This window comes from Pseudomonas sp. (assembly GCF_035277045.1).
GTDB lineage: Bacteria > Pseudomonadota > Gammaproteobacteria > Pseudomonadales > Pseudomonadaceae > Aquipseudomonas.
This window is the reverse complement of the sequence record NZ_DATELE010000196.1, coordinates 29497-51058: the sequence shown is the minus strand read 5'-3', so window position 1 is coordinate 51058 and position 21562 is coordinate 29497. Positions and strand designations below refer to the sequence as shown.

Sequence of the window (21562 nt, the reverse complement as noted above, 5' to 3'; positions counted from 1 at the left end):
GCTTGTATGGAAAAACCCCGCTCCGGCGGGGTTTTTTATGGCCGGAGCAGCGAGACCAGGAATTTTCCTACTGGATCCTCGGCCAATTCCTTCGAAACCGCTGATTTCCTACAGCAAAAATGAACGCATCGTTTATGTTCTGCAATTGGATCCCTCGCTAGACTGGGGCCCATGAAAAGCTCTGGTGAACGCCTCAAAGCCCTCCTGCTGGAGTGCAACCTGACCCCCTCCGACTTTGCCGCCCAACGCAAGGTCTCGCCCCAGCACGTCAACAACTGGTTCAAGCGGGGTGTGCCCCTGGCGCGGCTCGAAGAGATCTCCGACCTGCTGTGCGTGCACCGCCGCTGGCTGCAAACCGGCGAAGGCCCCAAGTATCTCAACCCCATTCCGCGCCTGTGCAGCCCCTGCCCGCGCCAGTCGCCCTATACCCAGTCACCCACCGACCTGATGTCGCACGACGGGCAGAACGCCCCGATTCCGTTCTACTGCGTACGTGGCGGCAAGCTCGAGGCCGTGCCCGGCGGCAACCTGCGCCTGCCCATCCGCGCCTTCGACGCACTGGGTGTCGACCCCGGCGACGCTGTCTGCCTGAGCATGCCGGCCTACAACATGGGGCCTGCCCTGCCCTACGGCACCACCCTCGCCATCGACCGCAGCTTTACCCGTGTCGTCGAAGGCGAGACCTATGCCCTGTTGCACGGCGGCCACTTGCGCGTGAACAGCCTCAGCCTGAGCGCCAGGGGCGTGCTCTGCCTGCACAGCCACGACAGCCGCAACCATCCCCCCGAACGCCTCACCCCCCTCCAGCGCCGGGTGCAGGGCGTGGAAATCGTCGGCTGGGTATTCTGGTGGGCGCACCTGCGGCCGAACAGGCCTGACTGATGCGAGGGGGATTTTTTGCTGGGCAACACGGTTTCACCCTTGTATGCTAGCCCGCATATTTGCCCCTCCCGGCCTTGCCGCGCAGCAGGGGAACAGGCGTCGACCGACCGGGTCGTTTGCCCTCTTTTCAGGCCTTGCGCCAACAGTTGAAGGCGGTTGCGGCTTACCAAAAATTAGCCAAGACCGTCCCCGAGAAGCCGGCCACAAGCCGGCTTTTTAATGCCTGGGATTTGAGTGGCAGGATCGATCAGACCCAAGGTCCGGCGTCCCGGCGAGCCAGCTCCTGCAAGGGCCCATCTCAATGTGCCATGGGGTCATGCAGGTTTTTCAGGGGGTTGCCTAGCCTTTTACGCAGACAACCTGCCGTAGGGTATGCACCACTTCCACCAGCTCGCTCTGTGCGAGCATCACGGCATCGATGTCCTTGTAGGCCATCGGTATCTCGTCGATCACATCCTTGTCCTTGCGGCACTCGACATGCGCGGTGGCGCGCTGCTGGTCCTGCACGGTGAAAGCGCTCTTGGCCTTGGTGCGGCTCATGATGCGGCCGGCGCCATGACTGCACGAGCAGAACGACTCTTCATTGCCCAGCCCGCGCACGATGAAGCTTTTGGCGCCCATGGAGCCGGGGATGATGCCGAGCTGGCCCTTCTGCGCGGACACCGCTCCTTTGCGGGTTACCAGCACTTCGCGCCCGTAATGCTGCTCGCGCTGCACGTAGTTGTGGTGGCAGTTGACGGCTTCGAGATTGGCGTCGAACGGCCTGCGCAGCACGTGGCGGGCGGCTTTGATGACGGCGTGCATCATCAGCTCGCGGTTGTGCCGGGCAAAGTCCTGGGCCCATTCGACCGCTTCGACGTAATCGGCGAAGTGCCGGCTGCCTTCCTTGAAGTAGGCGAGGTCTTTGTCGGGCAGGTTGGCCAGGTGCTGGCGCATGTCGGCCTGGGCCAGCTCGATGAAGAGGTTGCCGATGGCGTTGCCGACGCCGCGTGAGCCGCTGTGCAGCATGAACCAGACGCGCTGGGCTTCATCGAGGCAGACTTCGATGAAATGGTTGCCGCCCCCGAGGGTGCCGAGGTGGTGCCGGTTGTTGGTCTTTTCGAGGCGCGGATACTTGTCGGTGATGGCCTTGAAGCGCGCAGCGAGGCTGTGCCAGGCGAGGTCGGCCTGCTGCGGAACCTGAGCCCAGGCGCCTTGGTCGCGGCGGCCGAACGTTTTGCCATGGGGCACGGCCTGTTCGATGGCGGTGCGCAGGGCGTGAAGGTTGTCGGGCAGGTCGCTGGCGTTGAGCGAGGTGCGGGCGGCGATCATGCCGCAGCCGATGTCGACGCCAACGGCGGCGGGAATGATGGCGCCGACGGTGGGGATGACGCTGCCGATGGTCGAGCCCTTGCCCAGGTGCACATCGGGCATGACGGCCAGGTGTTTGAAGATGAAGGGCATTTTCGCCGTGTTCACGAGTTGGCGACGCGCTTCTTCTTCGACGGGGACGCCGTCGGTCCACAGCTTGATCGGCTTGCCGCCGGCCACTTCGAGAATGTTCATGCTGTTACCCCGCTGACTGCCTGGCCTGCATGATACCGCGTATGGGGTGCGCCAAAGGTCGGGGGCCGATGGCTTGCCAGCGGGGTGGCACTGTGCTGTATGCTTGCCCGGTCTTCAGGGCGGGGTGCAAGTCCCCACCGGCGGTAAATCGAAAGATGAGCCCGCGAGCGCCTTGGCTTCGGCCAAGGGTCAGCAGATCTGGTGAGACTCCAGAGCCGACGGTCATAGTCCGGATGAAAGAAGGCGTCAGGCGGGGCCACCGTGCCCCTGCGCGCGCGTTTTGTTCGCCCTGAAACGTTCATCGATCTCTAACGAGGAGCGTTTCATGTCCCCTTTGCATCAAAAGCAGTTCCCCAATGTCGCGGCCGCTATCGCCGCATTCCAGGCCGGCAGGCCGGTTTTGTTGCTCGACGACGATGATCGCGAGGACGAAGCGGACATCATTGCCGCCGCCGAAAATATCTCCATGCAGACCATGGCCATGATGATCCGCGATTGCAGCGGCATCGTTTGCCTGTGCCTGGACGAGACCACCGTCGATGCGCTGCAGCTGGCGCCGATGGTGCAGAACAACCAGGCTCGTCACGGCACGGGCTTCACGGTCACCATCGAAGCGGCGGAAGGTATCACCACCGGCGTGTCGGCCAAGGACCGCATCACCACCATCGCCGCGGCGCTGAGTTCCACGGCGCAAGACCGGCATATCGTCAGCCCAGGCCACGTCTTCCCGCTGCGCGCGCGCAACGGCGGGGTACTGACCCGCCGCGGCCACACCGAGGGCACGGTCGACCTGGCGCGGCTGGCCGGCTTGCGTCCGGCCGGGGTGCTCTGCGAGCTGATGAACCCGGATGGCACCATGGCCCGCGGTGAGCAGGTGATGCTGTACGCGCGCGAATATTCGTTGCCGGTCCTGACCATCGAGGAACTGGCGCAATACCGTGTGGCGGTGCAGCAAGAAGCAGCCGTCGCGGTCTGATCCCGGCGTTTCATGCGGGCTGCCCTGCGGCCCGCATTTGCTCCCCCTGCCCTGCTCTGCTAGTGTCGCGCGGTTAATACCGCCACCGAGACAGCCGCCATGGCCCGCAAAAAAGCCTCCATCGATTTCGAGCAATCCCTCGCCGACCTGCAAGCCCTGGTCGAGCGCCTGGAGAACGGCGAACTGTCGCTGGAAGACTCGCTGGCCGCCTTCGAGCAAGGCATCAGCCTGACCCGCGACTGCCAGAGCGCACTGGCCCAGGCCGAACAGAAGGTCCAGGTGCTGCTGGAACGCGACGGAGAACTCGCCGCCGAGCCCTTCGACGCGGACCCGGCAGCATGATCGGCGCCTACCAGTCCACCTGCCAGGCCCGTGTCGACGCCGCCCTCGAGCCCTTGTTCGAGGCGCCGTCCCCTGAACTGCAACGGCTCTACGCCGCCATGCGCTACAGCGTGATGAACGGCGGCAAGCGCGTGCGCCCGTTGCTGGCGTACGCGGCCTGCGAGGCGCTCGGAGCCCCGGCGGAGGACGCCAATGGCGCGGCCTGCGCGGTCGAGCTGATTCATGCGTACTCGCTGGTGCACGATGATTTGCCGGCGATGGACGACGATGATCTGCGCCGAGGCCAGCCGACCACGCACAAGGCCTTTGACGAGGCCTGCGCCATTCTTGCCGGCGACGGTTTGCAGAGCCTGGCGTTCAGTGCGTTGCTCGATGCGCGCCTGAGCCCGCAGACCGACGGCGTTCGTCTGCAGATGGTGCAGGCGCTGGCCAAGGCGGCGGGACCTGCCGGCATGGTGGGCGGCCAGGCCATCGACCTGGGTTCGGTAGGCGTCAAGCTCGACCAGCAGGCGCTGGCGTTCATGCACCGGCACAAGACCGGCGCGCTGATCGAGGCCAGTGTGCGCCTGGGCGCCCTGGCCAGCGCGCGCGCCGGCCAGGACCAACTCGATGCGCTGCAGGCCTACGCCCAGGCGGTCGGCCTGGCGTTTCAGGTGCAGGACGACATTCTGGATGTCGAGAGCGACACGGCGACGCTCGGCAAGCGCCAGGGCGCGGACATCGCCCGCGACAAACCTACCTACCCTGCCTTGCTTGGGCTGGACGCGGCCAAGGCCTACGCGGTTGAACTGCGTGACCAGGCGCTGGTCGCACTGGAAGGCTTCGGTGAATCCGCCGAGCCTTTGCGCGCGCTTGCACGGTATATCGTCGAGCGGCGCAATTGAATACGCCGCGGGTCTCATAGGAGCGGCGCTGGCTGCAACCACGGCGGCGCGTGCCGGGCCTCCTAAATGGGCAGTTTCCCGAACAATGGGGTAAACTGCCGCCACTTCAAATCCATAACGATTCGCCTGATGCCCACGACGTTTCAAGAGATCCCCCGCGAACGCCCGGTCACGCCATTGCTTGATCGCGCTGATACGCCTGCCGGCCTGCGCCGCCTGGCCGAAGCCGACCTGGAGACCCTGGCTGACGAACTGCGCCAGGAATTGCTCTATACCGTCGGGCAATCTGGTGGGCACTTCGGCGCCGGCCTGGGCGTGATCGAACTGACGATCGCCCTGCACTACGTCTTCGACACGCCAGACGACCGTCTGGTGTGGGACGTGGGGCACCAGGCGTATCCGCACAAGATCCTCACCGGGCGCCGCCAGCGCATGCACACCTTGCGGCAGAAGGACGGCGTCGCCGCCTTCCCGCGGCGCAGCGAGAGCCCGTACGACACCTTTGGCGTGGGGCACTCCAGCACCTCGATCAGCGCGGCCCTGGGCATGGCCATCGCCGCCCGGCTGCAGAACGCCGCGCGCAAGTCGATCGCGGTGATCGGCGATGGCGCGCTGACCGCGGGCATGGCCTTCGAGGCGTTGAACCACGCTCAGGAAGTCAACGCTGACATGCTGGTGATCCTCAACGACAACGACATGTCGATCTCGCGCAACGTCGGCGGGCTGTCCAACTACCTTGCCAAGATCCTCTCCAGCCGCACCTACGCAAGCATGCGCGAAGGCAGCAAGAAGGTGCTCTCGCGCCTTCCCGGTGCGTGGGAAATAGCCCGCCGCACCGAGGAATACGCCAAGGGCATGCTGGTCCCCGGCACGCTGTTCGAGGAGCTGGGCTGGAACTACATCGGCCCGATCGACGGCCACGACCTGCCGACCCTGATCGCCACCCTGCGCAACATGCGCGACCTCAAGGGCCCGCAGTTCCTGCATGTGGTGACCAAGAAGGGCAAGGGCTTCGCGCCGGCCGAGGTCGACCCGATCGGCTACCACGCCATCACCAAGCTCGAACCCGTGGACAAGCCCGTCGCGCCGAAAAAAGCCGGTGGACCGAAGTATTCGGCGGTGTTCGGCCAGTGGCTGTGCGACATGGCTGCCGCCGACCCACGCCTGGTCGGCATTACTCCGGCGATGAAGGAAGGTTCCGACCTGGTCGAGTTCAGCGAGCGGTATCCGCAGCGCTACTTCGACGTGGCGATCGCCGAGCAGCATGCCGTGACCCTGGCGGCCGGCATGGCCTGCGAGGGCGCCAAGCCTGTGGTCGCGATCTATTCGACGTTCCTGCAGCGCGGCTATGACCAGCTGATCCACGATGTCGCGGTGCAGAACCTCGACGTGCTGTTCGCCATCGACCGTGCGGGCCTGGTTGGCGAAGACGGACCGACCCACGCCGGCAGCTTCGACCTGTCGTTCCTGCGGTGCATCCCGGGCATGGTGGTAATGACCCCGAGCGATGAGAACGAACTGCGCAAGATGCTCAGCACCGGGCACCTGTACAACGGCCCGGCGGCGGTGCGCTACCCGCGTGGTACCGGCCCGAATGCGCCGATCAGCCAGGACCTGGAACCGCTGGAGATCGGCAAGGGCGTGATTCGCCGTCAGGGCAGCCAGGTGGCGTTGCTGGTGTTTGGCGTGCAGCTGGCAGAGGCGCTCAAGGTGGCCGAAGGGCTGCATGCCACGGTGGTGGACATGCGCTTCGTCAAGCCGCTGGATGAAGCGCTGGTGCGTGAACTGGCCGGCAGCCATGAGCTGCTGGTGACCATCGAGGAGAACGCCATCATGGGTGGCGCGGGCGCCGCGGTGGGTGAGTTCCTGGCGCGCGAGGGCGTGGTGATGCCGTTGCTGCACCTGGGGCTGCCGGATATTTACGTGGAGCATGCCAAGCCTGCGCAGATGCTGGCCGAGTGCGGGCTGGATGCGCCGGGGATCGAGGCATCGGTTCGGGCGCGGATGGCAGTGCTCGGGCTGTAGAACAGGCTGTTAGTGACTGGGGCCGCTTCGCGCCCCATCGCGGGACCAGCCCGCTCCCACAGGTTTCTGAGCGGTGTCGCACCACCCTGTGGGAGCGGGCTCGCCGGGACGCCGGACCGCCCGCGATGGGCTGCGCAGCAGCCCTGAAACGGCCACCGCCGCTCGACCTGGTACCCTCTCATGACCCCGCTGCGCCTCACCCCTTTCCTGCTCTGCCTCCCCACCGCCCTGATGGCCGCTCCCGCCACCCGCGATGACGCCCTCAAGCTGCCCGACGTGCTGATCAGCGCCAACCGCCAGGTCGAATCACGCACCACCACCAGCGCCGCCAACACCGTCTTCACCCGCGCCGACATCGACCGCCTGCAACCCACCAGCGTGACCGACCTGCTGACCCGCGTACCGGGCGTGCAAGTCGCGCCCACCGGTGGCCGGGGCAGCCTCCCAGGTATCTTCATCCGCGGCACCAAGGCCGCGCAGAGCCTGGTGCTGGTCGATGGCGTACGGATCGCCAACGCTACGTCCGGCGACAGCGGCCTGCAGTTCCTGGGCATCGACCAGGTCGAGCGGGTCGAGGTGCTGCGCGGCTCGCGCTCGGCGGTCTATGGCAGCGATGCCATCGGCGGGGTGATCCAGATCTTCACCCGCCGTAACGCCAGCGAAGGCCTGCAGCCGCGCCTGCGCCTGGCCGCGGGCAGCAACCAGACCTGGCAGCGCAGCCTGGGCCTGTCGGGGGGCGACGGGGCGACGCGCTTCAACCTCGGTGCCAGCCTGGACGAGACGGCCGGCATCGACGCCACCGGGCCATCGTTCGCCAGCGACGGCGACTCTGACGCCTACCGCAACCAGTCGATCAACCTGAACCTGAGCCACACCTTCAGCGAGAATCTCGAAGCCGGCCTGAACCTGCTCGACAGCCGTGGCCGCAGCGAATACGACAATCCGTTCGGACGCTTCGACCCGGTCACCTTCGAAAGCTTCGGCCAGAAACCCTACACCGACTTCAGCGTCAGCAGCCTGGGCACCTACCTGGATGCGCAACTGACCGAGCAGTGGCATTCTCGCCTGGAGCTCGCCCACAGCGAGAACCGCGATGACAAGCGCGACAAGCTCAGCAGCGAGGCCAGCGTGTTCAACACCTATCGCGACCAGGTCACCTGGCAGAACGACCTGGCCCTGGATGAGCGCAACAGCCTGCTGCTGGGCGGCGACTGGTACCAGGACCGCGTCCATGCCAGTACCGACTTCGACGTGGACAGCCGCTGGAATCGCGCAGCGTTCGTCCAGCACCGCTTTGCTGGCGAACGCTTCTCCACCGAAGTCGGCGTGCGCCGCGACCAGAACCAGCAGTTTGGCGGCCAGACCACCTGGAGCGCCAACCTGACCGTGCCGGTGAACACCGACAACGACGTGCTGCTGTCCTACAGCGAAGGCTTCCGGGCGCCGACCTTCAACGATCTGTACTACCCGCAGTTCAGCAATCCCAACCTCGATCCGGAGCGTTCCAAGAGCTACGAGCTGCAATGGCGCAGCCAGCTCAGCGCCAGCACCCGCCTTGAAACCTCGCTGTACCGTACCGACCTGCGCGATGCGATCATCTTTGGCGAGGGCTCTGTTCCGCGTAACGTGGCGTCGGCGCGGATCAACGGCCTGGAGATGGCGCTGCACCAGGAGCTGTTTGGCTGGCAGGCCCAGCTAGGCCTGGCGTTCACCGACCCGCGCGACCGCGACAGCGGCCACACCCTGGCTCGCCGCGCCCGGCGCACTTTGAGCCTCGACCTGGACCGGCAGTTCGACAACTTCAGCGTGGGCGGCAGCTGGCAGGCGGTCAGCGCCAGTTTCGATGACGAAGCCAACCGCAATCGCCTCGGCGGCTATGGCCTGCTGGGGCTGCGCGGGAGCTGGGAAGCGACGCCCGAAGTGAGCGTGGCGCTGAAGCTCGACAACCTTCTGGACAAAGGCTACAGCCGGGCGCTGTACAGCTTCGAAGGCGACAGCCAGGCCTACCGTGAAGAAGGCCGGACCTGGCTGCTGAGCCTTACCTGGACGCCGACGCTGTAGGGTCGAGCACGGCGCACAGGCGCGCCGTGGCGTCGATCATCTGCCCGCTGGGCCGCTCCAGGCCTTTGTCCGGCACCATCAGCAAGCGATTGTGAGCCACCGCGTTGAGCGCCGGCCAGGCTTTCCACTCTTCCAGCTGGGCGTCATCGCCTGCCAGGATCACCTGCGGATCGCGCTGCAGCACCGATTCGATGCTGACCTGTGGCGCGGGCTGCTTCAGGTCGGCGAACACATTGCGCGCCCCGCATACGGTCAGCGCATCGCTGATGATCTGCGCACCGCCCAAGGTGTAGAGCGGGCTGTTCCAGACCTGGTAGAACACCCGCAAGGGCTGCTCACGGTGATAGCGCTGGCGCAGCTCGCTCAGGCGCTGCCGACGTTCGGCGACATAGGCACGGCCCTGCTCGGCACGGTCCAGGCGCACCGCGATGGCCTCGATCTGCTCCAGCAATTGATCGAGGTTGCGAGGTTCACCGGTGTAGATCTCGATGCCCAGGCGCTGCAGCTGGGCGCGCTGCGCAGGCGCGACGCTGTCGGGCCAGAGCAGCAGCAGGTCAGGCTTGAGGCTGACCAGCTGCTCCATGTCCAGTTGCCCGTAGCGGCCGACCGAGGGCAGTCCCTCGAGGGCAGTGGGCCGGTCGACGCCGTCGAGCACGCCGACCAGCAGGTCGGTCGCCTGCAGCTCGAGGACTATCTCGGTCATCGACGGCGCAAGGCTCACCACCCGCAGCCCGGCATTGGCCCATGCGCTGAAGGCCAGGAGCAGGAAAACAGCGACGCTGCGCACCACCCCCGGACCGCGGGTCACGCTTGACCCGCCTCGCCCTGGTGCTCGTTGCCCATCATGTGGCCGAGCTTGCCGGCCTTGGTGGCCAGGTAATGACTGTTGTGCGGGTTGTGACCGGTGTGAAGCGGCACGCGCTCGGCGACCACGATGCCCATGCTGGTCAGCGCCTTGACCTTGCGCGGGTTGTTGGTCATCAGGCGCAGCGACTGCACGCCCAGGTGCTCGAGCATCGGCGAGCACATGGCGTAGTCACGCTGGTCGGCGGCAAAGCCCAGGCGCTCGTTGGCCTCGACGGTGTCGGCACCGCCGTCCTGCAGTTCGTAGGCGCGGATCTTGTTCAACAAGCCGATGCCACGGCCTTCCTGACGCAGGTACAACAGCACGCCACGGCCTTCGCGGGCGATGGCCTGCAGCGCGGCCTCGAGCTGAGAGCCGCAGTCGCAGCGCTGGCTGAACAGCGCATCACCGGTCAGGCACTCGGAATGCAGGCGCCCCAGAACCGGCTGGCCATCGGCAATATCACCCAGGCTGAGCACGACGTGCTCGCGGCCGGTGGCTTCATCGAGAAAGCCATGCATGGTGAAGATTGCAAAGGGAGTAGGCAGTTTCGAGGCGGCAACAAAGACGACGGGCACGTTGTGCTCCTGATTGGTAACTTGGGATTTCACGTGGAACGATTGTATCAGCAGCCCGGCACCCATGCGCACGCTGAATGCCGGGGCACAAGATCGAAAAGTTCGATCCTTAGTGCGGCGTGCTGCCGCTGCCAAAGGGATACGGCTGCTTCCAGTGGTCGAAAATCGGCTTCAGCTCGCCGTTGCGCGCCAGCGTGTCCATGCGCTCATCGAACAGCGCGCGCAGCGCCTTGCCTCGCTCGTTGTCGCCGAAGGCCAGGTAGAGCGGCAGTTCGATGATGTGGGTGCGGCGGAACAGCGCCGGGTTGGAAGCTTGCTCGAGCACGTAGTCGACCTCGGTCAGCGCGTCGATGTAGAAGTCGACCCGGTTGTGCTCAAGCATCGGCAGGATGCCCTCGCGGCGCTGGATTTCGCGGCAATGCTGCGCCTTGAGGCAGTCTTGCGTGCCGGGCAGGTAGTACTGGAAATCGTAGCCGCGCACCCAGGCCAGGCGGTGCTTGCTGATGTCTTCAAGAGTGGGCGCCGGCTTGCTGGCCAGGCCCAGGGCGTAGATGTGGTCCACGTCGAAGTGCCAGCGCGGGTAGAGGTTGTCTTCTTCCTCGTCCTTGTACGAGCCGACCCAGGCGTCGGCCTCACCGCGCTTGACCAGCCCGACCGAGCGGCTATACGGCGCGGTCTGCGCCTTCACCTCGACACCGGCGGGCTCGAACACCTTGCGCAGGACATCCCAGGCCAGGCCTGTGCCGTTGGCATTGGTGTAGTCGATCCACTCCTCGCTGACTAGGCGAACCTGCCCATGCGCATCGGCACCCGCCTCTACCGCGCCGGCACTCCCGGCAAGCATCAGCCACATCGCCAGCAACACACACCTGATGGCCATCGCACGCTCCTTCGTCAAGCCAGAACCCAGACCAGCACCTGCATGCCCAGCCAGGCGAACACGCCCGCCAGGACATCGTCGAGCATGATTCCCACGCCCCCATGCACATGCCGGTCGATCCAGCGAATCGGCCATGGCTTGAGGATGTCGAAGAACCGGAACATCAGGAACCCTGCCAGCAACCATTGCCAGCCTTCCGGCACCAGCCAGAGGGTGATCCACATGCCGACCATTTCGTCCCAGACAATGCCTTCATGGTCGTGAACGCGCAAGTCCTCGGCCACCTTGCCGCACAGCCAGAAGCCGAACAGCATGGTCAGGCCCAGCAGCAGCCAGTAGCCCCAGTCGGGCAGCATCTGCCACAGCGGCACGAATGGCAGCGCCACCAGCGAGCCCCAGGTGCCCGGCGCCTTGGGAAGGGTGCCGGAGCCGAAGCCAAAGGCAATGAAGTGCCACGGGTTACGCCACACCGAAGGCGGGACGAACTCGGCAGGCACCTGCTTGGGGTGGTCTGTCACGGTGTCTCCCTGAAATGTTGGTAACCCCGCACGGCCGGGGTGATGTCCTGGCCCTGGCGGTCGTGCAGGCTGACGCCTTGGCCCTCGAGCACGCGCCCGACGACATGCAGCGGCCAACCGTCCTGCTGCAGGGAGGATAGATGCTGTGGTGGCAAGGTAAAGGCCAGCACGTAGTCGTCGCCGCCACTCAATGCTGCCTGCCGTGCGCCTTCAAGGCCGAGCAGGCCTTGCAGGGCGGACGACAGCGGCAACTCGTCGAGGTCGACCTGCAGGGCCACCTTCGAGGCCTTGGCGATATGCCCGCAGTCGGCCAGCAGGCCATCGGAGATGTCCAGCGCCGCGCTGGCCTTGCCACGCAGGGCCTGGCCCAGCGCCAGTTGCGGCGAAGGCGACCAGTAGTGGGCGAGCAACGGCTCGGCCAGCGCGGCCGCGGCGGTGCGCTCGCCCAGTACCAGCGGCAAGGCGCCGGCGGCATTGCCCAGGTCGCCACCGACACACAGCAGGTCACCCGCGCGGGCCCCGCTGCGCAGCAACGCCTGCCCGGCCGGAACCCGGCCGAACACGGTCATGGTGATACTGAGAGGGCCGCGGGTGGTGTCGCCGCCGATCAGGCTCAGCCCGCAGTGGCGGGCCATGCGGTCGAGGCCTTCGGCATAGGCTTGCAACCACCGTGAGCCGACTTCGGGCAAGGTCAGCGCCAGGGTGAAACCGATGGGCGTGGCGCCCATGGCCGCCAGGTCGCTGGCCGCCACCGCCAGCGAGCGCTGGCCGAGCAGCAACGGCTCGCACAGCGCCGGGAAGTGCACGCCGGCAACCAGCGTATCGGTGGAGATAGCCAGTTGCTCACCGGCCGGCAGGTTCAGCAGGGCGCAGTCGTCGCCGATGCCCAGGCCTACTCCTTCACCGCCCTGCGCACAGGGCGCGGCGGCGAAGTAGTGGCTGATCAGCTCGAACTCACCCATGACTCGGTCAGCGCCGGGATCAGCGCTTGAACGCCTTGACTTCGGCTTCGCGAAGGCGCGGCGCGAGCTTGTCGAGCACGCCGTTGACGAACTTGTGCCCGTCGGTCGCGCCAAACACCTTGGCCAGCTCGACGCCTTCGTTGATGACAACGCGGTACGGCACGTCGACACGCTTGATGAACTCCCAGGTGGACAGGCGCAATACCGCCAGTTCGACCGGGTCGAGTTCTTCGAGCGCCAGGTCCAGGCACGGGGCCAGGGCCTTGTCGATTTCCTGCACCATCGCCGGAACCCCGTGAAGGATCTCGCGGAAGTAGGCACCGTCGACATCGGTGAAATCGTTATCGACCCGGAACTGCGCCTCGACCTCGTTCAGCGAATGCTTGGCCATGTGCCACTGGTACAGCGCCTGGGTCGCGAGCTTGCGGGCTTCGCGGCGCTTGGCGCTTTTCGATGGCTTGCCGGCATCGGCAGGTTTCGGATCGCGCGGGTTGAAACGATCGCTTTCGTCGCTAATCACTTGGCCTCCAACTGCGACAGCAGACTGACCATTTCCAGGGCGGACAGTGCAGCTTCAGCGCCCTTGTTGCCGGCCTTGGTGCCGGAACGCTCGATGGCCTGTTCGATCGAGTCGACAGTCAGGACACCGAAGGCAACCGGAACGCCGAACTCCATGGACACCTGGGCCAGGCCCTTGGTGCACTCGCCCGCCACGTATTCGAAGTGCGGGGTACCGCCACGGATGACCGCGCCCAGGGCGACGATCGCCGAGTACTCGCCTTGCTGGGCGATCTTTTGCGCGACCAGCGGGATCTCGAAGGCGCCCGGGGCGCGGATGATGACGATGTCGCTTTCGCTGACGCCGTGGCGTACCAGGGCATCAACGGCACCGCTTACCAGGCTTTCGACGACAAAGCTGTTGAAGCGGCCAACCACCAAAGCATAGCGACCTTTGGGGGCGATGAAGGTACCTTCGATGGTCTTCAGGGTCATTCCGGAGTTCTCATCTTGAAGAGCGAGGCCGCTACCAGGCGGCCTGCAGAGGTTTTGGACACGAGCGGCAGGACAACAATCAGGCCTGTGTCACTCGGAGGGCACGTATTCTACAACTTCCAGATCGAATCCGGATATCGCATTGAACTTCATCGGCGAGCTCATCAGGCGCATCTTGCGCACGCCCAGGTCACGCAGGATCTGCGAGCCGGCGCCGACGGTGCTGTAGGTGCTCGGCGTCTTGAGCTGTGCCTCGCCCGCGCTTTCGCGGATATGCGCCAGCAGCACGTCGCCATCGAGCGGATGACCCAGCAGCAGCACCACGCCGCTGCCGGCCTCGGCCACCGCGTTCATCGCGGCGCGCAGGCTCCAGCGGCCAGGCTGCCTGACCATCAGCAGGTCGCGCAGCGGGTCCATGTTGTGCACCCGCACCAGGGTTGGCTGATCGGCGCAGATGGTGCCCAGGGTCAGCGCCATGTGCACGTCGCCTTCGACCGCGTCGCGGTAGGTGACCAGGTTGAACTGCCCCAGCTCGCTGTCCAGCGGCTGCTCGGAAACCCGCTGGACGGTACGCTCGTGGATCATCCGGTAGTGGATCAGGTCGGCGATGGTGCCGATCTTGATGTTGTGCTGGGCGGCGAACACTTCGAGCTCGGCGCGGCGCGACATGGTGCCGTCGTCGTTCATCACCTCGCAGATCACCCCGCTCGGCTCGAAACCGGCCATGCGCGCCAGGTCGCAGGCCGCTTCGGTGTGGCCGGCGCGGGCCAGGGTACCGCCAGGCTGGGCCATCAGCGGGAAGATGTGGCCAGGGCTGACGATGTCTTCGGCCTTGGCGTCCTTGGCGGCGGCGGCCTGCACGGTGCGGGCGCGGTCGGCGGCGGAGATGCCGGTGGTGACACCCTCGGCGGCCTCGATGGACACGGTGAACTTGGTGCCGAAGCCCGAGCCGTTGCGCGGGGCCATCAGCGGCAGCTTGAGCGTCTCGCAGCGCTCGCGGGTCATCGGCATGCAGATCAGGCCACGGGCATGCTTGGCCATGAAGTTGATGTGCTCGGGCAGGCAGCACTCGGCGGCCATGATGATGTCGCCTTCGTTCTCGCGGTCTTCGTCATCCATGAGGATGACCATCTTGCCCTGGCGGATGTCTTCCACCAGCTCTTCGATACTGTTGAGCGCCACGCGGCACCCCCTTCTCATCAGGATTTCAGGTAGCCATTGGCGGCCAGGAAGCTTTCGGTGATGCCACTGCCCTTGCTCGGTTCGGCGGCCTTGTCGCCCAGCAGCAGGCGTTCCATGTAGCGGGCCAGCAGGTCGACCTCAAGGTTTACCCGACGCCCTGGGCGGTAGTCGGCCATGATGGTTTCGGACAGGGTGTGCGGGACGGTGGTCAGCTCGAATTCGGCGCCATCGACCAGGTTGACCGTCAGGCTGGTGCCATCGACGGTGATCGAGCCCTTGTGGGCGATGTACTTGGCCAGCTCCTTGGGCGCGCGCACGCGGAACTGGATCGCGCGGGCGTTATCGCTGCGCGAGATGATCTCGCCGACACCGTCGACATGGCCGCTCACCAGGTGGCCGCCCAGGCGGGTGGTCGGGGTGAGGGCTTTTTCGAGGTTGACCCGGCTGCCGCTCTTGAGGTCGTCGAAGGCGGTGCACTCGAGCGTCTCGCGGCTGACGTCGGCCCAGAAGCCGTCGCCGGGCAGCTCGACGGCGGTCAGGCACACGCCATTGACCGCGATGCTGTCGCCCAGCTTGACGTCGGCCAGGTCCAGCTTGCCGGTCTCGACATGGACCCGCACGTCACCGCCCTTGGGGGTCAGGTTGCGGATGGAGCCGATGGATTCGATGATACCTGTGAACATGGGTGCTCCTCGATAACAGGGCTGCGCGTGGCAAGCCTGGAATTATACGCCGCGGGCCGGCTGGGGAATGGCGGTGATACGCCAGTCATCGCCGACCGCGCGCATTTCGATGATTTTCAACCGTGGCGCCTCGCTCATGCGCGACAGGGGCCAGTCCAGCAATGGGCGGGCACTGGCGCCGAGGAAGGTGCCAGCGACGAACAGCTGGTACTCGTCGATCAGCGCCTGCTGGGCAAAGGCGCCAACCAGGCCGGCGCCCGCCTCCAGCAGAACTTCGTTGACGCCCCGGGCGGCCAGGACCTGCAGCAGCGCCGGCAGGTCGACCTGGCCGTCCTGGCCTGGAAGACGCAGCAACTCGTGGCCGGCCTCGGCATAGCGCGGATCAGCGGCCGCGGCGGTGACCACCAGGGCAGGCCCCGCCTGAAAGAACGGTGCGTCCAGCGGCAGGCGCAGACGGCCGTCGACCAGCACCCGCAGCGGCGCGCGTGACATGGCCAGGGCCGTGGTCTGGGCATCAAGGCCCAGCTCGTCACCGCGCACGGTCATGCGCGCGTTGTCGGCCAGCACGCTCTGGGCGCTGGTCAACACCACGCTGGAGCGCGCGCGCAGGCGCTGCACCGCGCGGCGGGCCGCCGGGCCGGTGATCCACTGGCTCTCGCCACTGGCCATCGCGGTGCGCCCGTCCAGGCTCATGGCGAGCTTGGCGCGAACATACGGCAGACCCTGTTCCATGCGCTTGAGAAACCCGGGGTTGAGCGCGCGCGCCTCGGCTTCGAGCACGCCGCTCTCGACCTCGATACCAGCCTCGGCCAGGCGCCGCAGGCCTTGCCCGGCCACTTGCGGATTCGGGTCCCGCATGCCCGCGACCACCCGCGCGACGCCCGCCTTCACCAGCGCCTCGGCGCAGGGCGGGGTGCGGCCGTGATGGCTGCAGGGTTCCAGGGTCACGTAGGCGCAGGCGCCACGCGCACGCTCGCCGGCCTCGCGCAGGGCGTGGACCTCGGCGTGCGGTTCGCCGGCGCGCACGTGCCAGCCTTCGCCGACCACCTCGCCGTCACGCACGATCACGCAGCCTACGCGCGGGTTCGGGTGAGTGGTGTAGAGGCCCTTGCGGGCCAGTTCCACGGCGCGGGCCATGTAGTGGGCATCGAGGATGGCGGTCGGGGTGGGCATCGTCACTCTTTGGCTGGCTCGCGGGCCAGGCGGTCGATTTCTTCGCGGAATTCGTCAAGGTCCTGGAAGCGCCGGTAGACCGAGGCGAAGCGGATGTAGGCGACTTCGTCGAGCTTGCGCAGCTCGGCCATCACCAGCTCGCCGACGACCAGCGACTTGACTTCGCGCTCGCCGGTGGCGCGCAGCTTGTGCTTGATGTGCGCCAGCGCGGCTTCCAGGCGCTCGATGCTTACCGGGCGCTTTTCCAGCGCGCGCAGCATGCCGGCACGCAGTTTCTCTTCGTCGAAGGGCTGGCGGGTGCCGTCCTGCTTGATCAGCCGGGGCAGGACCAGTTCGGCGGTCTCGAAGGTGGTGAAGCGCTCGCCGCAGGCGACGCACTCGCGGCGGCGGCGGACCTGTTCGCCCTCGGCGACCAGTCGCGAGTCGATGACCTTGGTGTCGTTGGCACCGCAAAACGGACAGTGCATGGTGGCAGGCAACAAAAAAAGGGAGGGCCATGGTAGCGCATCCCACTGGCAAGACAAGCCAAAGGGGTTACCATCCATTGAAATTGCCCGTGAAGGATTTCTCCATGCACCAACGAGCGCTTGCAGTGCTCTGCCTCGGCGCCTTGCTGGCGGCTTGCAGCAGCGAAGGACCGAAACCCGAGCAGGCCGCTGCCGCCCCTGCGCCGAAGTCTGTGAAAAAAGTCGAAAGCCTGGGCCCGCTGCCCGCCTTCCAGCGTGAGCTCAGCGGCACCTTGCTCGAGGTACCGGTGGGGGCCGAGGTCGAGCTGGCGTTGCTGGTGATCGATGACCGCGGCCGTCCCCAGCGCTTGCTGGCGAGCAGCAACATCACCGGCACCGGCCAGGCGTTGCCCTACCAGCTGCGTTTCAACCCGGAAGCCTTCCCGGCTGGTGCCCGAGTCGAACTGCGTGGCCGCGCCAGCCGCTCGGGCCAGTTGATCCTGCACCTTCCCGCCCTGCGCATCAGCCAGGCCCAGACCCAGGCCACCGGCCCCCTGCGTTTCGAGAAGGCGCCTTGAGGCCCGGCCTGTACCGCGCCAGCCGCCAGCCTTTATAGTGATGCCATTCCAGGATTTGCGAGATTCGCGATGAGCCAAGACACGCCGTACATTTTCGATGCCAGCACCGCCGATTTCGATCAGGCGGTCATCGAGAACTCCTTCCACAAGCCGGTGCTGGTGGACTTCTGGGCCGAGTGGTGCGCGCCCTGCAAGGCGCTGATGCCATTGCTGGAGCAGATCACCGAGAGCTACCAGGGCGAGTTGTTGCTGGCCAAGGTCAACTGCGACATCGAGCAGGACATTGTCGCCCGTTTCGGCATTCGCAGCCTGCCCACCGTGGTGCTGTTCAAGGATGGCCAGCCGGTCGACGGCTTTGCCGGTGCCCAGCCAGAGTCCGCCATCCGCGCCTTGCTCGAGCCCCACGTGCAACTGCCCGCGCCTGTGGCGGCCTCGCCGATCGAGCTGGCCAAGGCGCTGTTCGCCGACGGCCGTTTCAGCGAAGCGGAAGCCACCCTCAAGGCCCTGCTGGGCGAAGACAACAGCAACGCCGAGGCGCTGATCTTCTACGCGCGCTGCCTGGCCGAGCGGGGCGAGCTGGGAGAAGCGCAGGTGGTGCTTGACGCGGTCACGACCGATGAGCACAAGGCCGCGCTGGCCGGTGCCAAGGCGCAGCTGACCTTCCTGCGCCAGGCCGCCGACCTGCCGGAAGCCGCCGAGCTCAAGAGCCGTCTGGCGCAGAATCCCCAGGATGATGAAGCGGCGTACCAGCTGTGCATCCAGCAACTGGCGCGACAGCAGTACGAGGCGGCGCTGGATGGATTGCTGAAGCTGTTCGTGCGTAACCGCGGTTACGAGAACGGTTTGCCGCACAAGGCACTGCTGCAAGTGTTCGAGCTGCTGGGCAATGATCATCCGCTGGTGGCGGGGTACCGGCGCAAACTGTTCGCGGCGTTGTACTAAGGGCTCAGTGGCACCGCGGTCCGTGCAGGACCGCGAGCCTTCAACGGCGGGCGCTATCCCAGCCAGTGATAGATCGGGGCATCCGCCCCGCTTTCAACGCGTACGCTCGCGCTGTGCCGCAGGCGCACCAGCAGCCGCTTGCCAGCTGAGGTGTTTCCCGTCAGCAGCTCAAGCTCTTCCAGCAGTGCCGGTCCGTTGAGCTGCCCCGCCTGACGCAGCAGGTCACACGCCGCCTGCCACTGCCCGTCGTCCTGGCGGGGAGCGGACTGCGCGGCAGGTACGGCCGGGGCGGCAACCGGCTGGTCCAGCTGGCGCCCCAGCTGCGCCCACTCCTCAGGCTCCAGCTCAATGGTCAGGTCCACCGGCCATTCGCCGATCTGTCCTCGAATTCTCACGGTTCTATCCTTCCACGGGTCCAAGGCTCACATGCTCCCACGCTCGCCAGGCATCGCCAAGGGCACTGGTGCACCCCACTAAAGTTGTTATAACATTACGAAATCTTTCCGCATCCCTTCCGGAGCCGTCCATGCGCCGTCTGTTGCTCGCCTTGCCTTTTGCCCTGCTCCCCTTGGCTGTGGCTCACGCCCATGACGATCACGATCACTCGCACGGCAGTCTTGGTGCCCACGAGCACGGTGTCGCCAGCCTCAATGTCGCGCTGGATGGAACCACCCTGGAACTGGAGCTGGACACCCCGGCGATGAACCTGGTCGGCTTCGAACATGCTGCCAGCAGCGACGCCGACAAGGCCAAGGTCGCCGCGGTGCGCCAGCAACTCGAGCAACCGCTGAAACTGTTTGCCGTGACCAAGGATGCCGGCTGCAGCGAAAGCGCCGAAGACCTGCAAAGTCCGTTGTTTGGCGATGTGCCCGCAGCCACTCACGAACACGCCCACGAGCACACCGATATCCACGCCCACTACCAGCTCACCTGCACCCAGCCAGGCAAGCTCGCCCAGCTGGACCTGGGTCCATTGTTCACTGCCTTCCCGGCCACGCAGAAAATCAACGTGCAACTGATCGGCCCCAACGGCCAGAAAGGCATCCAGGCCAGTCCGACCCAGGCCGTGGTCACCTTCTGAATGCGCCCGCCCCTGATCGAGTTGCATGACCTGGTATTTGCCTGGCCCGGCCAGCCGGCCCTGCTGGACATACCACACTTTCGCCTGGAAGCCGGTGAGGCGCTGTTTCTCAAGGGGCCCAGCGGCAGCGGCAAGACCACCCTTCTCGGCCTGCTGGGCGGGGTGAACCGTCCGGGCCAGGGCCACGTGCGCCTGCTGGGGCAAGACTTGGGCGAGCTGGGCCAAGGCGCGCGCGACCGCTTCCGGGTCGACCACACCGGGTACATCTTCCAGCAGTTCAACCTGCTGCCATTCCTGTCGGTGCGCGAGAACGTCGAGCTGCCTTGCCGCTTCTCGCGCAGCCGCGCCGAGCGGGCCCTCCAGCGTCATGGCAGTGTCGACCGGGCGGCGAGCCAGCTGCTGGCGCACCTGGGCCTGGGCGACCCTGCCCTGCTCGCCCGACGCGCCGACAGCCTGTCGATCGGCCAGCAGCAGCGGGTGGCCGCCGCGCGCGCGCTGATCGGCCAGCCTGAGCTGGTGATCGCTGACGAACCCACCTCGGCGCTCGACGCCGATACCCGCGAAGCCTTCATCCGGCTGCTGTTCGACGAGTGCCGCAGCGCCGGCGCCAGCCTGCTGTTCGTCAGCCATGACCAGAGCCTGGCGCCCTTGTTCGACCGTCATCTGTCCCTGGCCGAGCTCAATCGGGCGGCCAGCCCGAACCTTCCCCAGGAGGCCTGATGTACCTGCTCCGCCTTGCCCTGGCCAGCCTGGCCAATCGGCGTTTCACCGCCTTTCTCACGGCATTCGCCATCGCGCTGTCGGTGTGCCTGCTGCTGGCCGTAGAGCGTGTGCGCACCGAGGCCCGCGCCAGCTTCGCCAGCACCATCAGCGGCACCGACCTGATCGTCGGCGCCCGCTCCGGTTCGGTGAACCTGCTGCTCTACTCGGTCTTTCGTATCGGCAACGCCACCAACAACATCCGCTGGGACAGCTTCGAGCACTACGCCAAGGACCCGCGGGTGAAGTGGGCGATCCCCATCTCGCTGGGCGATTCACACCGGGGCTACCGGGTGATGGGCACCACTGGCGAGTACTTCGCGCATTACCAGTACGGCCGCAGGCAGCACCTGCAACTGAGCCAGGGACGCGCCTTCGCCAATGATCCTTTCGAAGTGGTGCTGGGCGCGGAGGTCGCCGACGCCCTGCATTACAGGTTAGGCGACAAGCTGGTCCTGGCCCATGGGGTGGCGGCGATCAGCCTGGTCAAGCACGACGACAAGCCGTTCACGGTGGTCGGCGTGCTGGCCCGCACGGGCACGCCGGTCGACCGCACCCTGCACATCAGCCTGGGCGGCATGGAAGCCATCCACATCGACTGGCACAACGGCGTGCCCGCACGCGGCGCCGGGCGCATCAGCGCCGACCAGGCGCGTGGCATGGACCTGCAGCCGAGCGCGATCACCGCGTTCATGCTGGGCCTGAACAGCAAGATCGCGACCTTCAGCCTGCAGCGCGAGATCAACGAGTTTCGCAACGAGCCGTTGCTGGCGATCCTGCCTGGCGTGGCGCTGCAAGAGCTGTGGAGCCTGATGGGTACTGCCGAACAGGCGCTGTTCGTGGTGTCGCTGTTCGTGGTGCTGACGGGGCTGATCGGCATGCTGACGGCTATTCTCACCAGCCTCAACGAGCGACGCCGCGAGATGGCGATCCTGCGTTCGGTGGGCGCGCGTCCGTGGCACATCGCAGGCTTGCTGGTGCTCGAAGCGCTGGCCCTGGCGCTGGCCGGCATCGCCGTCGGGCTGGGCCTGCTCTATAGTGGCATCGCGGTGGCCCAAGGCTATGTCCAGGCCAACTATGGCCTGTACCTGCCGCTGGCATGGCCGACTGCCCACGAATGGACGCTGCTGGCGATCATCCTGGGCGCGGCGTTGCTGATGGGCAGCGTGCCGGCCTGGCGCGCGTATCGTCAGTCATTGGCCGATGGCCTGTCCATTCATCTCTGAGA

The 21562-nt window shown here is 66.2% G+C and carries 24 protein-coding genes and 1 riboswitch; of the genes, 11 read left to right on the top strand and 13 right to left on the bottom strand.

What is annotated here, in order from left to right; genetic code table 11:
- Positions 1 to 171 precede the first annotated feature (171 nt).
- Positions 172 to 882 carry a S24 family peptidase gene (locus VJS90_RS10345; RefSeq protein WP_324121558.1) on the top strand — a complete coding sequence of 237 codons (711 nt, stop codon included), beginning with the start codon at positions 172 to 174 and terminating at the stop codon, positions 880 to 882.
- A 339-nt stretch (positions 883 to 1221) separates the two neighbouring features.
- Here VJS90_RS10345 and VJS90_RS10340 read toward each other — a convergent pair whose 3' ends face one another.
- Positions 1222 to 2427, bottom strand: a complete 1206-nt coding sequence (locus VJS90_RS10340) for an RtcB family protein (RefSeq protein ID WP_324121557.1) — start codon at positions 2425 to 2427, stop codon at positions 1222 to 1224.
- A gap of 106 nt (positions 2428 to 2533) precedes the next feature.
- Positions 2534 to 2676: riboswitch (FMN riboswitch) on the top strand.
- 76 nt (positions 2677 to 2752) lie between these two features.
- On the opposite strand from VJS90_RS10340, the gene ribB reads away from it, so the two are divergent.
- The 5 genes from ribB (at position 2753) to VJS90_RS10315 (ending at position 8715) form a co-directional block, all read left to right on the top strand.
- A complete protein-coding gene (gene ribB / locus VJS90_RS10335; RefSeq protein WP_324121556.1) occupies positions 2753 to 3403 on the top strand; it encodes a 3,4-dihydroxy-2-butanone-4-phosphate synthase in 651 nt (216 codons plus the stop codon).
- A 99-nt stretch (positions 3404 to 3502) separates the two neighbouring features.
- Positions 3503 to 3745, top strand: coding sequence for an exodeoxyribonuclease VII small subunit (locus VJS90_RS10330; protein WP_324121555.1), 243 nt, complete (start codon positions 3503 to 3505; stop codon positions 3743 to 3745).
- Entirely contained in the window at positions 3742 to 4629 is an 888-nt protein-coding gene (gene ispA / locus VJS90_RS10325; RefSeq protein ID WP_324121554.1) for a (2E,6E)-farnesyl diphosphate synthase, read from the top strand. The genes VJS90_RS10330 and ispA overlap by 4 nt, the downstream gene beginning before the upstream one ends.
- 129 nt (positions 4630 to 4758) lie before the next feature.
- Complete coding sequence (dxs, locus tag VJS90_RS10320; RefSeq protein ID WP_324121553.1) at positions 4759 to 6654, top strand: 1-deoxy-D-xylulose-5-phosphate synthase; 1896 nt, start codon at positions 4759 to 4761, stop codon at positions 6652 to 6654.
- A gap of 180 nt (positions 6655 to 6834) precedes the next feature.
- A complete protein-coding gene (locus tag VJS90_RS10315; RefSeq protein WP_324121552.1) occupies positions 6835 to 8715 on the top strand; it encodes a TonB-dependent receptor domain-containing protein in 1881 nt (626 codons plus the stop codon).
- On the opposite strand, the gene VJS90_RS10310 is transcribed toward VJS90_RS10315, so the two are convergent.
- The 11 genes from VJS90_RS10310 to nrdR form a co-directional block, all read right to left on the bottom strand.
- The gene (locus tag VJS90_RS10310) at positions 8693 to 9505 is read right to left on the bottom strand and encodes a cobalamin-binding protein (RefSeq protein WP_414704929.1); all 813 of its coding nucleotides are present in this window, start codon (positions 9503 to 9505) and stop codon (positions 8693 to 8695) included. The genes VJS90_RS10315 and VJS90_RS10310 overlap by 23 nt on opposite strands.
- A 14-nt stretch (positions 9506 to 9519) precedes the next feature.
- Positions 9520 to 10137, bottom strand: coding sequence for a GTP cyclohydrolase II (gene ribA / locus VJS90_RS10305; RefSeq protein ID WP_324121551.1), 618 nt, complete (start codon positions 10135 to 10137; stop codon positions 9520 to 9522).
- 109 nt (positions 10138 to 10246) lie between these two features.
- The gene (locus VJS90_RS10300) at positions 10247 to 11017 is read right to left on the bottom strand and encodes a transporter substrate-binding domain-containing protein (RefSeq protein WP_324121550.1); all 771 of its coding nucleotides are present in this window, start codon (positions 11015 to 11017) and stop codon (positions 10247 to 10249) included.
- 14 nt (positions 11018 to 11031) lie between these two features.
- Entirely contained in the window at positions 11032 to 11535 is a 504-nt protein-coding gene (locus VJS90_RS10295) for a phosphatidylglycerophosphatase A (protein ID WP_324121549.1), read from the bottom strand.
- Complete coding sequence (gene thiL / locus VJS90_RS10290; RefSeq protein WP_324121548.1) at positions 11532 to 12497, bottom strand: thiamine-phosphate kinase; 966 nt, start codon at positions 12495 to 12497, stop codon at positions 11532 to 11534. Before thiL ends, VJS90_RS10295 begins: the two co-directional genes overlap by 4 nt.
- A 19-nt stretch (positions 12498 to 12516) precedes the next feature.
- Complete coding sequence (nusB, locus tag VJS90_RS10285) at positions 12517 to 13017, bottom strand: transcription antitermination factor NusB (RefSeq protein ID WP_324121547.1); 501 nt, start codon at positions 13015 to 13017, stop codon at positions 12517 to 12519.
- Positions 13014 to 13490, bottom strand: coding sequence for a 6,7-dimethyl-8-ribityllumazine synthase (gene ribE, locus VJS90_RS10280; protein ID WP_324121546.1), 477 nt, complete (start codon positions 13488 to 13490; stop codon positions 13014 to 13016). The genes nusB and ribE overlap by 4 nt, the downstream gene beginning before the upstream one ends.
- A 90-nt stretch (positions 13491 to 13580) precedes the next feature.
- Entirely contained in the window at positions 13581 to 14672 is a 1092-nt protein-coding gene (gene ribBA / locus VJS90_RS10275) for a bifunctional 3,4-dihydroxy-2-butanone-4-phosphate synthase/GTP cyclohydrolase II (RefSeq protein ID WP_324121545.1), read from the bottom strand.
- Positions 14673 to 14689: 17 nt separating this feature from the next.
- Complete coding sequence (locus VJS90_RS10270; RefSeq protein WP_324121544.1) at positions 14690 to 15355, bottom strand: riboflavin synthase; 666 nt, start codon at positions 15353 to 15355, stop codon at positions 14690 to 14692.
- Between the two features lie 42 nt (positions 15356 to 15397).
- Complete coding sequence (ribD, locus tag VJS90_RS10265; RefSeq protein ID WP_324121543.1) at positions 15398 to 16528, bottom strand: bifunctional diaminohydroxyphosphoribosylaminopyrimidine deaminase/5-amino-6-(5-phosphoribosylamino)uracil reductase RibD; 1131 nt, start codon at positions 16526 to 16528, stop codon at positions 15398 to 15400.
- A 2-nt stretch (positions 16529 to 16530) separates the two neighbouring features.
- Positions 16531 to 16995 (bottom strand): transcriptional regulator NrdR, encoded by a 465-nt coding sequence (gene nrdR, locus VJS90_RS10260; protein ID WP_191622565.1) that lies wholly within the window; start codon positions 16993 to 16995, stop codon positions 16531 to 16533.
- A gap of 104 nt (positions 16996 to 17099) precedes the next feature.
- Here nrdR and VJS90_RS10255 point away from each other — a divergent pair, with 104 nt between their 5' ends.
- Positions 17100 to 17552: a YbaY family lipoprotein gene (locus VJS90_RS10255; protein ID WP_324121542.1), complete on the top strand. Its 453-nt coding sequence runs from the start codon at positions 17100 to 17102 to the stop codon at positions 17550 to 17552.
- A 69-nt stretch (positions 17553 to 17621) separates the two neighbouring features.
- Positions 17622 to 18494 carry a thioredoxin gene (trxA, locus tag VJS90_RS10250; RefSeq protein WP_324121541.1) on the top strand — a complete coding sequence of 291 codons (873 nt, stop codon included), beginning with the start codon at positions 17622 to 17624 and terminating at the stop codon, positions 18492 to 18494.
- A gap of 53 nt (positions 18495 to 18547) precedes the next feature.
- Here the strand turns inward: trxA and VJS90_RS10245 are convergent, their stop codons facing one another.
- Positions 18548 to 18889 (bottom strand): hypothetical protein, encoded by a 342-nt coding sequence (locus tag VJS90_RS10245; RefSeq protein ID WP_324121540.1) that lies wholly within the window; start codon positions 18887 to 18889, stop codon positions 18548 to 18550.
- 131 nt (positions 18890 to 19020) lie between these two features.
- Between VJS90_RS10245 and VJS90_RS10240 the strand changes: the two genes are divergently transcribed.
- The 3 genes from VJS90_RS10240 to VJS90_RS10230 are packed head-to-tail and all read left to right on the top strand — an operon-like array spanning position 19021 to position 21560.
- Positions 19021 to 19575: a DUF2796 domain-containing protein gene (locus VJS90_RS10240; RefSeq protein WP_324121539.1), complete on the top strand. Its 555-nt coding sequence runs from the start codon at positions 19021 to 19023 to the stop codon at positions 19573 to 19575.
- On the top strand, positions 19576 to 20295 hold the full coding sequence (locus tag VJS90_RS10235; RefSeq protein ID WP_324121538.1) for an ABC transporter ATP-binding protein: 720 nt from the start codon (positions 19576 to 19578) through the stop codon (positions 20293 to 20295).
- Complete coding sequence (locus tag VJS90_RS10230; RefSeq protein WP_324121537.1) at positions 20295 to 21560, top strand: ABC transporter permease; 1266 nt, start codon at positions 20295 to 20297, stop codon at positions 21558 to 21560. Before VJS90_RS10235 ends, VJS90_RS10230 begins: the two co-directional genes overlap by 1 nt.
- Positions 21561 to 21562: the final 2 nt, after the last annotated feature.

What these genes read in the sequence shown, in the direction of transcription:
- VJS90_RS10345 (WP_324121558.1), top strand. Translation starts at nt 172, where the DNA reads ATGAAAAGCTCTGGTGAACGCCTCAAAGCCCTCCTGCTGGAGTGCAAC.
- VJS90_RS10340 (WP_324121557.1), bottom strand. Translation starts at nt 2,427, where the DNA reads ATGAACATTCTCGAAGTGGCCGGCGGCAAGCCGATCAAGCTGTGGACC.
- ribB (WP_324121556.1), top strand. Translation starts at nt 2,753, where the DNA reads ATGTCCCCTTTGCATCAAAAGCAGTTCCCCAATGTCGCGGCCGCTATC.
- VJS90_RS10330 (WP_324121555.1), top strand. Translation starts at nt 3,503, where the DNA reads ATGGCCCGCAAAAAAGCCTCCATCGATTTCGAGCAATCCCTCGCCGAC.
- ispA (WP_324121554.1), top strand. Translation starts at nt 3,742, where the DNA reads ATGATCGGCGCCTACCAGTCCACCTGCCAGGCCCGTGTCGACGCCGCC.
- dxs (WP_324121553.1), top strand. Translation starts at nt 4,759, where the DNA reads ATGCCCACGACGTTTCAAGAGATCCCCCGCGAACGCCCGGTCACGCCA.
- VJS90_RS10315 (WP_324121552.1), top strand. Translation starts at nt 6,835, where the DNA reads ATGACCCCGCTGCGCCTCACCCCTTTCCTGCTCTGCCTCCCCACCGCC.
- VJS90_RS10300 (WP_324121550.1), bottom strand. Translation starts at nt 11,017, where the DNA reads ATGGCCATCAGGTGTGTGTTGCTGGCGATGTGGCTGATGCTTGCCGGG.
- thiL (WP_324121548.1), bottom strand. Translation starts at nt 12,497, where the DNA reads ATGGGTGAGTTCGAGCTGATCAGCCACTACTTCGCCGCCGCGCCCTGT.
- ribE (WP_324121546.1), bottom strand. Translation starts at nt 13,490, where the DNA reads ATGACCCTGAAGACCATCGAAGGTACCTTCATCGCCCCCAAAGGTCGC.
- VJS90_RS10270 (WP_324121544.1), bottom strand. Translation starts at nt 15,355, where the DNA reads ATGTTCACAGGTATCATCGAATCCATCGGCTCCATCCGCAACCTGACC.
- ribD (WP_324121543.1), bottom strand. Translation starts at nt 16,528, where the DNA reads ATGCCCACCCCGACCGCCATCCTCGATGCCCACTACATGGCCCGCGCC.
- nrdR (WP_191622565.1), bottom strand. Translation starts at nt 16,995, where the DNA reads ATGCACTGTCCGTTTTGCGGTGCCAACGACACCAAGGTCATCGACTCG.
- VJS90_RS10255 (WP_324121542.1), top strand. Translation starts at nt 17,100, where the DNA reads ATGCACCAACGAGCGCTTGCAGTGCTCTGCCTCGGCGCCTTGCTGGCG.
- trxA (WP_324121541.1), top strand. Translation starts at nt 17,622, where the DNA reads ATGAGCCAAGACACGCCGTACATTTTCGATGCCAGCACCGCCGATTTC.
- VJS90_RS10240 (WP_324121539.1), top strand. Translation starts at nt 19,021, where the DNA reads ATGCGCCGTCTGTTGCTCGCCTTGCCTTTTGCCCTGCTCCCCTTGGCT.
- VJS90_RS10235 (WP_324121538.1), top strand. Translation starts at nt 19,576, where the DNA reads ATGCGCCCGCCCCTGATCGAGTTGCATGACCTGGTATTTGCCTGGCCC.
- VJS90_RS10230 (WP_324121537.1), top strand. Translation starts at nt 20,295, where the DNA reads ATGTACCTGCTCCGCCTTGCCCTGGCCAGCCTGGCCAATCGGCGTTTC.